General features: G+C 65.1%; 14 protein-coding genes and 1 pseudogene. 13 read left to right on the top strand and 2 right to left on the bottom strand.

What is annotated here, in order from left to right; translation table 11 throughout:
• Positions 1 to 197: pseudogene (locus tag ACT86A_RS22600) on the top strand (flavin-containing monooxygenase); the annotation flags it as partial.
• Positions 198 to 277: 80 nt separating this feature from the next.
• Here the strand turns inward: ACT86A_RS22600 and ACT86A_RS22595 are convergent.
• Complete coding sequence (locus ACT86A_RS22595; protein WP_445094191.1) at positions 278 to 1045, bottom strand: SDR family NAD(P)-dependent oxidoreductase; 768 nt, start codon at positions 1043 to 1045, stop codon at positions 278 to 280.
• Positions 1046 to 1075: 30 nt separating this feature from the next.
• On the bottom strand, positions 1076 to 2050 hold the full coding sequence (locus ACT86A_RS22590) for a sugar ABC transporter substrate-binding protein (protein ID WP_445094190.1): 975 nt from the start codon (positions 2048 to 2050) through the stop codon (positions 1076 to 1078).
• Positions 2051 to 2461: 411 nt separating this feature from the next.
• On the opposite strand from ACT86A_RS22590, the gene ACT86A_RS22585 reads away from it, so the two are divergent.
• The 12 genes from ACT86A_RS22585 to ACT86A_RS22530 all read left to right on the top strand — a co-directional run bounded on the left by ACT86A_RS22585 (position 2462) and on the right by ACT86A_RS22530 (position 14266).
• On the top strand, positions 2462 to 4024 hold the full coding sequence (locus tag ACT86A_RS22585) for a sugar ABC transporter ATP-binding protein (protein ID WP_445094189.1): 1563 nt from the start codon (positions 2462 to 2464) through the stop codon (positions 4022 to 4024).
• A complete protein-coding gene (locus ACT86A_RS22580; RefSeq protein ID WP_445094188.1) occupies positions 4014 to 5039 on the top strand; it encodes an ABC transporter permease in 1026 nt (341 codons plus the stop codon). The genes ACT86A_RS22585 and ACT86A_RS22580 overlap by 11 nt, the downstream gene beginning before the upstream one ends.
• A 74-nt stretch (positions 5040 to 5113) precedes the next feature.
• Positions 5114 to 5875: a glucose 1-dehydrogenase gene (locus ACT86A_RS22575; protein ID WP_445094187.1), complete on the top strand. Its 762-nt coding sequence runs from the start codon at positions 5114 to 5116 to the stop codon at positions 5873 to 5875.
• A gap of 151 nt (positions 5876 to 6026) precedes the next feature.
• The gene (locus ACT86A_RS22570) at positions 6027 to 7652 is read left to right on the top strand and encodes a GMC family oxidoreductase (protein WP_445094186.1); all 1626 of its coding nucleotides are present in this window, start codon (positions 6027 to 6029) and stop codon (positions 7650 to 7652) included.
• A 175-nt stretch (positions 7653 to 7827) separates the two neighbouring features.
• Entirely contained in the window at positions 7828 to 8529 is a 702-nt protein-coding gene (locus ACT86A_RS22565) for an SDR family NAD(P)-dependent oxidoreductase (RefSeq protein WP_445094185.1), read from the top strand.
• Entirely contained in the window at positions 8526 to 9047 is a 522-nt protein-coding gene (locus ACT86A_RS22560) for a nuclear transport factor 2 family protein (RefSeq protein WP_445094184.1), read from the top strand. Before ACT86A_RS22565 ends, ACT86A_RS22560 begins: the two co-directional genes overlap by 4 nt.
• A gap of 93 nt (positions 9048 to 9140) precedes the next feature.
• Complete coding sequence (locus tag ACT86A_RS22555) at positions 9141 to 10331, top strand: cytochrome P450 (protein ID WP_445094183.1); 1191 nt, start codon at positions 9141 to 9143, stop codon at positions 10329 to 10331.
• Between the two features lie 110 nt (positions 10332 to 10441).
• Positions 10442 to 11203 (top strand): SDR family NAD(P)-dependent oxidoreductase, encoded by a 762-nt coding sequence (locus ACT86A_RS22550; protein WP_445094182.1) that lies wholly within the window; start codon positions 10442 to 10444, stop codon positions 11201 to 11203.
• A 33-nt stretch (positions 11204 to 11236) separates the two neighbouring features.
• Positions 11237 to 11659 carry an EthD domain-containing protein gene (locus ACT86A_RS22545; RefSeq protein ID WP_445094181.1) on the top strand — a complete coding sequence of 141 codons (423 nt, stop codon included), beginning with the start codon at positions 11237 to 11239 and terminating at the stop codon, positions 11657 to 11659.
• An 86-nt stretch (positions 11660 to 11745) separates the two neighbouring features.
• Entirely contained in the window at positions 11746 to 11943 is a 198-nt protein-coding gene (locus ACT86A_RS22540; protein ID WP_445094180.1) for a ferredoxin, read from the top strand.
• Positions 11944 to 12012: 69 nt separating this feature from the next.
• Positions 12013 to 13194 carry an NAD(P)/FAD-dependent oxidoreductase gene (locus tag ACT86A_RS22535; RefSeq protein ID WP_445094179.1) on the top strand — a complete coding sequence of 394 codons (1182 nt, stop codon included), beginning with the start codon at positions 12013 to 12015 and terminating at the stop codon, positions 13192 to 13194.
• Between the two features lie 238 nt (positions 13195 to 13432).
• The gene (locus ACT86A_RS22530) at positions 13433 to 14266 is read left to right on the top strand and encodes an enoyl-CoA hydratase/isomerase family protein (RefSeq protein WP_445094178.1); all 834 of its coding nucleotides are present in this window, start codon (positions 13433 to 13435) and stop codon (positions 14264 to 14266) included.
• Positions 14267 to 14504: the final 238 nt, after the last annotated feature.

The following is a 14504-nucleotide window of genomic DNA, read 5'->3' as shown; positions in this document are numbered from 1 at the left end:
TGCTCGGCGACGAAGTGGCCGAACAGTGCAAGCCGATCTGGGGAATCGATGAGGAGCGGGGCGAGATCGGTTCGCTCTGGAGCGATTCCGGCCATCCCGGCCTGTGGACCCACGGCGGGAACATGGCGATGTCACGCACCTACTCGAAATATCTGGCGTTGCGGCTGGCTGCCTTGGAATACGGTCTGCAGAGCTGACCTCGGGAGCGTCCGGCGAATCCGCGAGTAGCGGATTCGCCGGACGCCGTCGTCCGTAATGGTATTCCGCACGGTCTTTATCAGACCGCGCTGGTCAGCGCCCCGTCGACCACGATCGTCGTGCCGGAGACGTAGCCGGCGTCGGCACTGAGCAACCACACCGCGGCCGCGGCGATCTCGTCCGGCTGAGCGAAGCGTCCGAGCGGTATTCGCGCTTCGATTCCCTTGCGGCGTTCGGCGCCGCCGCCGTCGAAGTCGAGGTCGTTACGCAGCAGGTCGGTGTCGACGAATCCGGGGCACAGCGCGTTTACCCGGATGCCGTGGGTGCCGTATTCGGCCGCGGCGGTCTTCGCGAGTCCCACCACACCGTGTTTGGCCGCGGTGTAGGGCGCGGCACCGACACCGCCGCCCACCCCGGCAAGAGATGAGGTGAGCACGATCGAGCCACCCTCGCCTTGTTCGAGGAACTGCCGGATCACCGCGCGCAGGCCCAGGAAGTTCCCGCGGAGTGAGATACCGAGGACCCGGTCGTAGTCGGCTACCTCGATATCGCCAGTAAAACCGGGATTATTGCCCACCCCGACATTGAGGTGGGCCAGATCGATCCGGCCGAACCGATCCAGCGCAACCCGAATGTAATGTTCGACGCCTTCGGGGGTGGCCGCGTCGGCGACCACCGCGACCCCTGCACCGACCAGACCGGCGACGGTTTTGTTCGCCGCGTCGGCGTTGACGTCGACGACTACGACCCTCGCTCCCTCAGCGCTCAGTCGGCGAGCAGTGGCGCCACCAATTCCGGTGCCGCCACCGGTGACAATGGCGACCTTTGATTCGAAACTGGACGACATGGTGTTGTTTCCTCTCGATGAATGTGATGGTTACTTTCTCGCCCACAGGACGGCGTACTGTTCGCGCATATCGGCTACGAAGGGGAATCGTTCGGTCCGGCTCATGACGTCATCTCGGCGAATGATCCAGTTCTGCACTGAGACCCGGTTGATCTGCGGCACCCCCGCGAAGAACCGCGCGAGCGCATCGGCCATAGCGTAGAAATAGCCGTAGCTGTCGAACGAGACGGCCGCGTCGATATCCCCCTTCGCGACCATGTCCATGACAGCGGGATCAGAGCTCGGGGTAAGGAGGTGCTTGTCGCGGATCCCGACGGCGCGCAGGGCCGCCGGCAGCCCGGGTACGAGTCCCCCCGCGGTGAGAAAGACGTACTCGACTCGGGGATGAGACCTCAGATACGCGGCGATCCGATCCGGCGCATCCTTCCCGATCGCCGAGACCGGGATATCGACTGTCTCGGAGTCGCAGGCCTGGCATTCATCGTGTACCGACTGCTGGAACGCTGCTGTGATCGGGCCGATGATCGGGACACCCGGCACATTGAATACGACTGCCTTTCCGCGACCGCCGCTTTCCGCGACGACGTAGGCGGCGGCGACCTCTCCGTACCCGCGGGCCGCGGTGCGATCACCGGCGATGAACGTGATGCCGTCGGTCGCCTCCTCCATCACGTTCAGTGCAGCGACCGGAATACCGCGCCGCTGCGCCTCCCGGAGTTCGTTGTCGATAACGCTGCGTTCTACGGCGGCGTAGATCACACCGTCGTAATTCTGGCGAAATATGCTCGTCCAGGCATTCTTGATACCGGCGGGTGAGCCGTCGGTGGAGATGCTGGTCACCGACCAGCCGAACGAGGCCACGGCCTCCTCGATCACCGGGACGTATGAGGTGCAGGTAGCCAACCCGCAGTCGATATAAGCAATTCGTTTGCCGGCCGGTATCGGCGCCGCGATCGGCTGATCTATCGGGATCGTGGTGGGCCGCTGGAATGCTCGCGCAGTCACGGAAGCAGCCCACGCGACGCCATCACCCGGGGGCATCTCGCCGGATTCCGAACTCGTCGTTGCGCACGCCGTGAGCAGCGAGATCGTCAATGCGGAGACGACCGTGCCTGTAATTGTCCGTCGATACCAACGATTCACTGTGTCTCCGATCCGATATCCGACAGCGACCACCGCGATACCGCGCGTCGTGCGTCTGCTCGCAGGTTCGGCTCCGCTGGAGCGTAGGAACCGTGCGGGGCGCCACGGATGATCCGTTCTCAGGGACTTGTCGTCGCCTACAAACATCCGGCGCCACCGAGGTGGGAAAGGCGCCCGCGCGGCGTCAGCGGGGTACTCCGCCGTTGTGGAACCACCCAATTCGGGTCATCTGCCGCACTTTTGAGGGACTCTCGGTTCGGTCAGGCTGATCGGGTGCGAACTCCGGCAGATCTCGGCTCGACAACAGCTACTCCGGGCGGTACCGGCTCGGAGCCGTTGCTCAGGTTCCGCAGTCTCACCAAGCGTTTCGGGGGCGTGGCCGCGCTCGCTGACGTGGATCTCGACGTGCGCGGCGGAGAAGTGCACGCTCTGCTCGGGCAGAACGGATCAGGGAAATCTACTCTGATCAAAGTACTGGCCGGTGTGTACGCGGCAGACCCACCGACTCGGGCCTGGTACAACGGTCGAGCAGTGGATATCGGGCGGGCCTCGGTCGCCCGGCGCCCGAACCTCCACGTGGTGCACCAGGACCCGGGTCTGGTACTGGAGATGAACGTTGTCGACAATCTCGCACTCCTCTCCGGATTCGAGACCCGTGGTGTGGGACTGGTCGATTGGAAACGGATGCGGCGCCGCGCCATGGATACCCTCGGGCGGTTCGACCTGAACATCGACGTCGTCAGGCCGCTGTCCGAAGCCACCCCGGTAGAACGGGTGCTGGTGGCGATCGCGTTCGCGGTCTCCGGCTTCAGCGACGGTGCGTCGCTGCTCGTCCTGGACGAACCGACCGCGGTGCTCCCGCATCATGAGAGCGAGCGGTTGTTGGATATCGTGCGCCGGTTGCGCGATCAGGGGATCGCGGTGTTGTACGTTTCGCATCGGCTGGACGAAGTGCTGACCATCGCCGACCGGGTCACCGTGTTGCGCGACGGTCACCGGGTCGCGACCCGCGGTGCTGCCGGGTTGACCAGACGTGACCTGGCCGAACTCGTGGCGGGCTCGGGAGTCGGCGAGTCCGGGGGCTACCAGGGGCCCGGACCTGGGGCCGTATCGGTACTGGCGGTCGAGGGGCTGAGCACAAATCTCCTGCAGGGCTTCGATCTGGAGCTTCACAGGGGCGAGATCGTCGGCCTCGCCGGGCTGCCCGGCTCCGGCGCCCACGATGTGCTCGACGTGCTCGCCGGACAACTTCGGCCCGATGCGGGCCGTGTTCGGTACGGTGATCGCGAACAGCCCTGGTGCACCGGAGCGCTGATCGCTCGTCACCGACTCCCGATCGTTCCCGCTGATCGGATCCACCACGGGATCATCGCCGGGTTCGACGTCCGGGAAAATCTGACTCTCTCCGTTGTCGACGATTACGGGTGGCTACCCCTCGATCGAGCCGGCGAACTGGACGCGTACCGGGACTGGAGTCGCGCGGTCGGACTCATCGCACGGTCGCCGGCCGCCGCGATCCTGACGCTGTCCGGCGGCAATCAGCAGAAAGTCGTCATCGGGCGTTGCCTGTTGGCACGGCCGGATGTACTGCTGCTGTCCGAGCCGACCGCGGGAGTGGATATCGAATCCCGGCGGGCGATATACGACCTGCTGCGCGAGCGGTGCGCACGTGGGTTGACGGTCCTGATGATCTCGACCGACCCCGCGGATCTGGTCGCGCTGTGCAACCGGGTCATTGTAGTGCGAGGCGGCTCCGCTGCCCGCGAACTCGTAGGACCAGCCATCGACGAAGCCACCCTGCTCAGCTCGGTCGAGGAGATAACCGATGAACACTGATACCCGGCGTCCGGCCCGTGTCCCGGCGAGATCGGCTTCCGGCGGCGCTATCGAGCGTTCCCCGTGGTGGCATGCCCTCTCGGTGCGGCGGATCAGTGCCGTCTACCTGCTCGTGGTCATTGTCGTGTTGTTCTCGGTATGGGCGCCTGCTACTTTTCCGCATCCGGACACGATCCGTCAGGTGCTGAACGCCAACGCGGTCATCGGGCTTGCAGCGCTGGCACTGTGCGTGCCGCTGGCCACCAGAGTCTTCGATCTCTCTTTCGCGTTCACCATGTCGCTGGCCGGGGTCACGGCCACCCGTCTCGTGGTCGACGGCAAGCCGGTCTGGTTGGCCGCCTCGGTTGCGTTGCTCGCGGCCGGCGCCGTCGGGTTGCTCAACGCGTTCGTCGTCATCGTTCTCGGAGTCGAATCGCTGATCGCGACATTGGGTACCGGTTCCCTTGTCCAAGCTCTCATCATTGTCATCACGAAGGAGGAGAGCATTCAGGGTAGCCGGCTCGGTGAGGGGTTTGCCGAGATTGGCCAGCGGCAGGTGTTCGGATTCACCATGCCGGTGATCTATATGCTCGTCGCCGCGATTGTGCTGTGGTACATGCTGGAACATACCCCGCTCGGGCGCAAACTGTATGCCACAGGGTTCAATGCCGACGCGGCCCGGTTGGCCGGTGTGCCCACGACCCGGCTCCGGTTCTGCTCCCTGATCGTCTCCGCGACGGTTGCCGGCTGGGCGGGTACAGCGCTGGCGTCGGTCCTTTCGTCAGGATCACCGACCGCCGGAACTCCTTATCTCCTGCCTGCATTCGCGGCGGCGTTTCTCGGCGCCACACAGCTGAAGATGGGCAGGTTCAACGCATGGGGGACGGTTGTCGCGGTGATCGTGCTGGGGACGGGAACTACCGGATTGGCGTTGGTGGCGGCACCACCGTGGGCCGCGGATGTCTTCACCGGTTTCGTACTCATCACCGCCTTGGCAATGACAGCGGCACACGGAAAGCAGTTGAGATCCGGTTGAGCTCGGCTCGGTGGGAGATCGGTGCAGAGTTTCTGTCGAGAAATACCCGGCCGCGGGCCGGGAAAGGAGTTTGCATGTCCGTCGAGAAGATGTTCACCGGTAAAGCAGCATTCGTGACCGGCGCGGGATCGGGGCTGGGTCGTGCCTGCGCGATCGCGTTTGCCACAGCCGGTGCCTCGGTGAAGGTCGCGGATATCGACGCCGCTGGTGCCCAGAGCACTGTCGAGGAGATCGTCCGGGCCGGGGGCGTGGCCTCGTTCGTGCAGTGCGATGTCAGCCGCGAGACCGAGGTTGCCGCCGCGGTCGAGTCCTGTGTCACCGACTACGGTGGAATAGATGCCGCGGTCAACAGCGCGGGGATCATCGATCCGGAGCCCGCCCCCATGGCGGAGTCGGTGGTTGCCGGATTCGACCGGGTGATCGCGATCAATCTGCGCGGGGTGTACTTGAGTTTGCGGTATCAGCTCGCGGTGATGGTCGGCCAAGGAGCGGGAGCCATCGTCAATATCTCTTCCGACGCCGGACTGGTCGGTGTCTACGATATGGCCGGCTACTCCGCCTCCAAGCATGGAGTGCTCGGCCTGACCAAGGCCGCTGCACTGGATTACGCCCGGAAAGGGATCCGGGTCAACGCGATCTGCCCAGGGGTGATCGAGACTCCGATCAACCGAGATCTGAGCCCTGAACTCATGGAACCGGTGATCGCCGGTCATCCGATGGGCCGAATCGGTCGCCCTCAGGAGATCGCCGATGCCGCGGTGTGGCTTTGTTCTCCTGCCGCATCTTTCGCCACTGGTGTATCGCTACCAATCGACGGTGGCTACGTCATCCGGTGAACGAAATTTCGATAATGATAGCGATCAGTCGTAGTCTGAGGTAGGTTGCTAGGGAGCCCCACGCCAGTTCGACCGCATACCGCTCGCGGGATCAGGTCAAGTCGAGCAGCGAACGATGCGGCTGGCCGCTGCTCCTGAAAGAGGTGTCTACGTGTCGGAGTCGACGTTCGACTACATCGTCGTGGGATTGGGATCCGCTGGAGCCGTTCTGAGCGCAAAGCTTTCGGACAAGGGGCACCGCGTTCTTGCGATCGACGCCGGCGGTAGCGACATCCAGCCGCAGATACTGCTTCCCGCGGGCATGATGAAGATGCCCAAGAAAAACTATTGGATGTACCAGACCGAGCCGGACCTCACCCGCAACGGCCGGCGCGATCTATGGGCGTCCGGCAAGGTCTTGGGTGGCGGCAGTGCTGTCAACGCGATGTTGTGGGTTCGCGGACATCGCGACGATTTCGACGAATGGGCCGAGCTCGGCGCCGACGGCTGGGACTACGAGGCGCTGCTCCCGCTTATGCGTGAGATCGAGACGAGTACGGACTTCCACGGGCCGCTGCGTGGAACGAGCGGCCCCCAGTACGTTTCCCGGGTTCGTCTCGACCATGCCGTGGCCGCGAAATTCGTTGCGGGCGCGCAACAGACGGGCTACCCGTACAACGACGATTACAACGCGGACGAATCGCTCGGCGTCGCGTGGTCGCAGCTCTCGCAACGCAACGGACTGCGGCAGACCAGCGCGCGCGCCTTCCTGCACCCCGCCGCGCGGCGGAATAAGAATCTGACGATCCTCAAGAACGCCACCGTACTGAAGGTGATCACCGAGGGTGATCGCGCCACTGGCATCGAGTACCGCAGGCTCGGGGTGGTTGAACGCGCCCACGTCAATCGGGAGGTGATCCTCTCGGCCGGGGCTGTCGGCACACCCGCACTGCTTCTCCGGTCGGGGATCGGTGCGCCCGAGGCAGTGCGGTCGCTCGGGGTGCCGCTGGTCGCCGACGTTCCCGGTGTGGGGCGAAACCTTCAGGAGCACACCAGTATTCGCCTTCAGTACCAGGTGACGCAGCGGACGCTCAACCAGGAGGCGACGCCACTCGGCATGGTGCGTGGTGCATACCAGTTCGTCGTGCATCGCCGAGGGCCGGCGGTCGCGCCGCTGGCCAACGCTGTGCTCTTCGGCCGTCTCGACGGTGCGACCCGTGGCCGGCCGGACTATCAGGTCATGTTCGCTCCGTTGTCGCTCGCGCTTCGGCCCGACGGGAGTACGGGCAAGCAGAACGTGCGGCTCTCCAAGGCGTCCGTTGTTTCGGCGCTGCTGTCGTTGTTGCACCCACGGGCCCGTGGAACCGTCACTGTGACGTCGACCGACCCCGACGTGCTGCCGATCATCGACCTGCAGTACCTCGCTGTACGGCAGGACGTCACCGACACCATCGCATCCTGTCGGCAGGTCCGTCGGATCTTCACCGACGGCGGCCCGATGAGCTCGATCGTCAAGGACGAGGACTATCCCGGGACCGAGGTGCAGACCGACGACGATTGGCGCGCCTTCCTGGCGGACAAGATTCAGAACTGTGCGCACTGGGCGGGCACCGCCCGGATGGGCAGCCTGAACGATGCTGAAGTCGTGGTCGACGCCGAACTCCGTGTGCGTGGCATGAAGGGAATGCGGGTGGCCGACGCGTCGGTCATGCCGACCCTGCCTTCGGGCAACACGAACGCTCCGGCGCTCCTGATCGGTGCGAAGGCGGCAGACCTCGTGCTGGGCGAACGCGACTGACGGCGCTCGTTGCCGCCGTAACGGGCGAGCAGTAAGGCCCGGCCCGGTGATGAGCTGGTTCGTGGGATCAAGGCGAGAGGTGATTGGATTGGGCGGCACCAGCGACGTGGCGATGGATCGTTGGCCGGCAGCGGGGGGCGCCCCGCCGCCGGGAACAGTTGCATGGATCGTCGGAGTGGGTGCCCTGGAGGGCACAGGTGGTGCGCTCGCCCGAAGGTTCGCCCGGGAAGGGCTTCACGTTGTGGTGACGGGCCGCACGCAGGAGACGCTGCAGGGGGTTGTCGAGCAGATCGAAGCCGATGGCGGAGTGGCGACCGCGGTCGTGGCCGACGCCTCTTCGGAGGCGAGCCTGCTCGAGTGTGTGAACCGCGTCGACAGCCTGGGAAGGCTCGGCGTCGCCGTCTACAACGCCGGCGGCGCCCAGTCGAAGAAGAGCATCCTGGACATGGATGCCGATTTTGTCGAGTCGGTGTGGCGGATCAACTGCCTCGGAGGCTTGGTTGTGGGGCGTGAGGCCGCGCGCAGGATGGCGGGCCGTGGGGGCGTCATCCTGCTGACAGGTAGCAAGTCCAGCGAAGTCGCTCGCCCGAAACAGACGGCCTACGCCGTTGCGAAGTTCGGGCTCATGGCGGTCACGCAAGCGCTCGCGCGCGAATTCAGTTCCCAGGGGGTCCATGTCGCGACAGTTGTTCCCGATGGGCCGATCGGGGGAGAGCGGATGCGGCGGGCATTTCCTGACGCGGAGGCTTCACGCGGGCCGGACAGCATGATCAGTATCGACGCGATCGCCGAGGCCTACTGGCAGCTGGCCGTCCAGCCTCGCTCGGCGTGGACGCATCGGATGGACCTGCGACCGTGGAACGAGGCGTGGCAGTGACGACGTTCGCCGGCCAAGATGAGCTGGATCGGCTCGTCGCCAGGGTGGCCATCCAGGAGCAGCTCCAGAACTATTGCCGGGCGGCCGACCGCCAGGACGAAGCGGCCTTTCGCGCTGTGTTCCATCCCGACGCCCGATGTGTGCTCGGGCAATTCGAGGGCAGCGTCGACGATTTCGTCGCGCGCGGATTTCGATTCCTGCGCGGGTGCGTGCTGACTGAGCACTTCGTCGTCAATCAGACGGTCGAGGTCCGAGGGCATGAGGCGCGCGCGGTGAGCTATCTGCTCGCCTTCCATCGCATTGCCGCCGAGACCCCGGGCGACGGGCCGTGGAGCGGTCATACGCATGGCTCCGAGGAGGTCTTGTGGACCGGTGGGCGGTACCTGGACGACTTCGAGTTGCGTGACGGCAGCTGGCGGATCGTCCGCCGCGAGCTCGGCGTGGACTGGGAGCAATGGCAGCCTTCGGATGTGCGCTCGTTCGTGAACCGTGACGCGCCTGGACGCGGGCCGCGGTAACGACGGGTCCGGACGGCCCGGGCTGCAAAGTGGCTATTGTCACATCGCGACTTGTCGTTTAATATCACGAAATACCGTGATTCTAGGAGTGTCATGCGACTCGAAGACTTGCCAGAGCTCGACATTATGAACCCCGAGCACTTCGACGAGCTACCGGGGTCGATCGACTGGAACCTCTACCCCGACGGTCTCGCCCGCAGCTCCCGGGGGCTCGAGATCTTGAGTTATCCACTGGTTGCCGAGGCCTTCCGCTCGAAGGATCTGCGGAATTCGACCGAGGCCAAGATGGCGGCGATCGGCTTCAGTGAGGGCCCGGTCTACGATGCCCTGGCCGGCATGACCACCTCGACCGAAGGGTCTGAGCACCGGCAGATGCGCCGGGCGTTTCAGCCGTGGTTCATCGCTGAGAACGTCGAGAAATTTCGTTCTGACATCCGTGCGTCCGTGGATCAGTGGCTCCGCGACAACTCCAGCGGTACAGTCGATTTCGCCACTGAGCTCGGAGCCGAGCTGCCGTCGGTGGTGTTCACGCAGCTCGTCGGCGCCGATCCGGAACACGCGCCGTTCATCTCGCGGATGTCCGGCGACATCCTCAAGTTCCCGTCGTACGACCCCACCGTCCACGACACCGTGGAAGGTGCGGTCCTGGCGACGCTGACCTGGCTCGAGGACCTCATCGACCACAAGCTGAGCACCCCGGGGGCAGATGTCACCTCGGCGCTGTTGCAAGCGGAGCGTGAGGGAACGATCACGCGGAACCATACGGTCCGTATCCTGATGACGCTGATCATCGCCAGCGTGGACAGCACGCGTGCGCAGATGGCGTGCAACCTGGTCGCCCTCGCTGAGAACAAGGACCAGTGGAGGCGGCTGCAGCAGCGCCCGGAAGCGGTCTCGATCGCCGTGCCCGAGCTGTATCGATACAACCCGGCCGTGCAGACGAGCAGCCGCTACTCGGAGCGGGATCTCGAGTTCCACGGCGTTCATGTCGACGCGTTTGTGCCGGTATTCCTCGGGGTCTTCGCTGCGAACAACGACCCGGCCGTCTATGAGCGGCCACGGCAGCTCGACGTCCTGGCGGAGCGCGAGCGCCCGTCGTTCTCCTTCGGTAACGGTCGTCATTCGTGCGTGGGACGAATGATCTCCACCATCGAGCAGGAAGAGTTGCTCAACGGAATCCTGGAGTTCTGGGACGACTTCGATATCGCGGAGTCCGAGTTCTACGGTGCGCCGTTCCAGCAAACTCCGACGACGCTGAGGTTCGCGGTCGCCGGGCGCCACTAGTTCTGTGGGCCTCTCCTACGAGGCCTGTATTCCACGAGTCGACGTGTAATTCGAAATATCGGGGTTATCGGCTCGTGTCATGTACCTCCGAGTTGCGTGAGAGAGATGGTATGAGCACGACGACTTCCCCTTTGCAAGATAAGGTCGCCATCGTCACCGGCGGTGGCTCGGGAATGGGCGCGGCCAGCGTGCGCAGATTCGCCGAGGCGGGGGCACGCGTCTACGCCGTCGATTACAACGGGTCCGAGAAGGCGATCGCCGACGAGCTGGGCGAGAAGGTGATTCCGTTCCGCGCGGACGTTTCCAAGATCGAGGACCTCGAGGCCCTGTTCGCGGCGGTGAACGAGCGCTTCGGCAAGGTCGATGTGCTGTTCAACAATGCGGGTACGGCGGGACCGACGGATCAGCGGCACATCGAACTCGACCGGATGTCGGTGGAGCAGATGGACCTCATGTGGACGGTGAATCTGCGCGCTGTCATCGCTGCGACGAAACTTGCCGTGCCGCTGATGAAGAACGCGGGCGGCGGCTCGGTTATCAACACCGCATCGGTCGCGGCCATTCACGCTCACCCGGAGATGAGCGCCTATGCGGCGTCCAAGGCCGGTGTCGTGGGCTTCACGCGGAGTGCTGCGGCCGAGCTCGGTGTCCATCACATTCGGGTCAATGCCATCCTGCCCGGCCCGATCGAGACCCCGTTGCTGGTGGAGCACGTCAGCGAAGAGAGCCTGAACCGGATCGCCGCCGGCACCGCTCTGCGTCGTCGCGGCGCCGCCGACGAAATCGCCACAGTCGCAGTCTTTCTCGCCGGTGACGCATCGTCTTACGTTACGGGCGTGGCTATTCCGGTCGACGGTGGCCTGAGCCTCTGAACCGGGCGGCAGAAACAGAAGGAGATACCCGACATGTCGACACAGATCGCCCCCGCGGTACGGGTCGTCGCCCTCATCCGGCGCAAACCCGGCACTACGCGCGAAGAATTCATCGAACACTACGAGAACCACCACGCCCGGCTGATTGCCGGCCACAAGTACAAGTGGCTGGCCGACTACACGCGCAACTACGTCATTCCGGGCACCGAAATCCAGAAGTTGGACGGGGACGACGGGTCGCTGCCCGACTGCGACGTCATCACGATTGCCTCGTTCAACACGGTCGAGGACTACGAGGCCTTTACGAGGGCATCGAGCGATCCGGAATTCCAGCGTGCCGTCGTCGCCGACGAGGAGTCCTTCATGGACCGGGACTCGATCAGGTTCTTCCGGGTGGACGCGCATGTCACAGACCTCGACGAGTTCGGCGCGCCAGCCGTCGGATCGAACGGATAAGGGCAATGGGCGGCCTCGGTTCGGCCGAGTCCGCGCAGCCGCGGGACCCGGTCGATGGTGGATGGACGCGAAGGGATTTACAGCATATGGGTGCGAAGTTGGTCGCGGATAAGGCGCGCTGCATCGGTGCGGCCGCGTGTCTGGGCAGCAGCATCTTGGACCTCGACGACAACGGAAAGATCGAGGTGCTCAACGACGGTGTCGTGCCGGAGGAAGAGCGATCGGACATCGAAGACGCCGTCGCATTCTGTCCGGTCACGGCGCTGCGCCTGGAGGAGCAGTAGTGCTCCCGGGACTCGAGTACACGCGCGGGGAAGTCCTCACGCTCGCCCGACAGTAATACAAGGAATACGATGCCGAATCAGGACATCAGCACGGTCGTCATCGTAGGCGCGGGCATGGCCGGCCTGCGGACGGCCGAAGGTCTGCGCGCGGAGGGGTATGGCGGACGCATTGTTCTGCTGAGCGAGGAAACCCATCTCGCCTACGATCGCCCGCCCCTGTCGAAGGGATTCATCAGGGGAGAGGTCGACCAGAGCGCGATCACCTTCGCCTCGCAGGCGCAGCTCGCGGCGCAGGACATCGTGTTCGAGACCGGTCGTGCGGTCTGCCTGCGTCCCGCGGATCACCAGATCGTAATCGGGGATGACGTGCTCACCTACGACCGCGCGGTGATCGCCACCGGGGCGACCGCTCGATGCGTGCCGGGAATCGATGCGCAGCGGCAGCCGCCGGTTCTCCGGACGATCGACGACGCCGTCGATCTGCGTGATCGCCTGGCGAACTCCCGCAGTGTCACCGTGATCGGCGGCGGATTGATCGGGTGTGAGATCGCGGCCACCTGCCGGTCTCTCGGGCTCGACGTGACGCTGATCGAAGCGGGCCCGACACTGATGCTGCGATCGCTCGGCGCTCACCTCGGCGGCCTGTCGGAAACACTGCATCGCGCGCAGGACGTTCGCGTCCTCACAGGTGTGCGCGCGGCCGACATCGTGCCGCCCGCAGCGGATCGGGAAGCGTGGCGGGTCGTCCTGAGTACCGGCGAGGTCCTGGTCTCCGACGTCGTGGTCGCCGGCATCGGCGCCTGCCCGGTCGTCGGCTGGCTGGACGGGTCCGGACTCGCCGTTGCGGACGGGGTCGTCTGCGACGAGACCCTGACCACCTCCGACCCGGACGTCATGGCCGCCGGAGACGTGGCGCGGTTCCGGCTCGCCGATGGCAGGCTCGTGCGAAACGAGCAGTGGCTCAACGCTCTCGATCAGGCCCGGCACGTCAGCCGGAACGTCCTGCTGCCGCACGCCCAGCGCGCACCGTTCGCGGCCTCCGACTACTTCTGGACCGACCAGTACGGGCTCAAGATCCAGGGCGTCGGAACTCACAGAGACGCCGAACTGGTATTCGAGCACTCGGACCCCGCAGCGCACACGTTCCTGGTGAAGGCGATGCGAGACGGCTCCGTCGTCGGCCTCTACGCGGCCGGCTTCGCGCGTGAATTCGGCCGGATGCGCCGGACCGTCATGCCACTGGCCGGCTGAAACAGTGCGCGGGCCGCGGTCTCTCGCGGTTTCGCGGGCGTAGCGATATCGCGGAATCGGCAGCAGTTCGACTCCGCGGATGACGGACTTCCCGGCATCGGGGAATGAACCCCGCGGCGGGCGAGCACGAACGAGGTGCTGTCGACCCCGGGCGCCTTGCCAAGGTCGACCGTCGCCGGCGCAACAAGCGCGGCGGACAACCAATGAAGACCGACGAGAAGGCTGGGCTGCAACTCTCATGACCACATACGAGACAATCGAATTCACGTCCAAGGGCCGTCTGGCGTACCTGAAGCTCAATCGTCCCGAGCATCACAACGCGCTGACCGACACCATGGAATCCGAGGTGCGCAACGCCCTGCTCGAGTTCGATCTGGACGACGAGCTTTGGGTGCTGATCATCCACGGAGCGGGACGGTCCTTCTGTGCCGGCATCGACGTCAAGGAGCACAGCTCGCTGGGGTTCCGCATGAACGACCAGGCCCGGCGCAAGCACGCACTCGAGGCGATGCGTCAGGGACACGTAGGCGGCGCGCAGCACTTGCGCGGGACTGGTGGTGAGGGCTGGCTGGGCAGGACAGCCAACTACAAGCCGGTCATCGCAGCCGTGCACGGATACGCCCTGGGTGGCGGTGCGCACCTGGCCGCCGAATGCGACCTGCTCGTCGTCGCGGAAAGCACCCGGATGGCGATCACCGAGACGACGATCGGCATGTCCGGATCTCGCACCTGGGCGAAGATCAAAACCTTCATGCCGGGCAAACTCGCTTCCGAGATGCTCATCACCGGCCGGCGAATCGAGGGGGCGGAGCTGCACCGGCTCGGCCTGGCCAATCGCCTGGCCGCGGACGGTGAGCACCTCGAGGTCGCCGAGGCACTCGCGGAGCAGGTGCTGGCCGCCCCGCCGCTGGCGACGCGGGACGCGGTGCGCGTCACCCGCAAGCAGTGGGTGCCGATCGCGACGCAGCTCGACGAGCAGATGCAGTTGTCACGGCTCGATCTGACCGACGACTTCGCCGAGGCCGGGCGGGCTTTCGCGGAGAAGCGCCCGCCCGTCTTCAAAGCCCGCTGAGGCCTGGGCGGAACGGGCCGGCGCCGGGGTGGACCACGTGAGCACGTTGCCGCGAGACGTGTCCCAGGCGCTCTATTGGCTTCGACCCTTCGTGGTTAACAGCGAAACTGTGAAAAGAAGTGATCCTTTTGGCGCGTTGGAAAAAGCCACTCCCCGAGGGGTCTGCAACTGTCGATGACTGTGCCCACTGCCGGACCGTGACATGGGCCGGAAACGCCGCCTGTAGCTGCACGTTTGG

The organism is Nocardia glycosmidis (genome assembly GCF_052545115.1).
The sequence above is the reverse complement of the archived record's forward strand: the minus strand, read 5'-3'. Positions and strand labels throughout refer to the sequence as shown.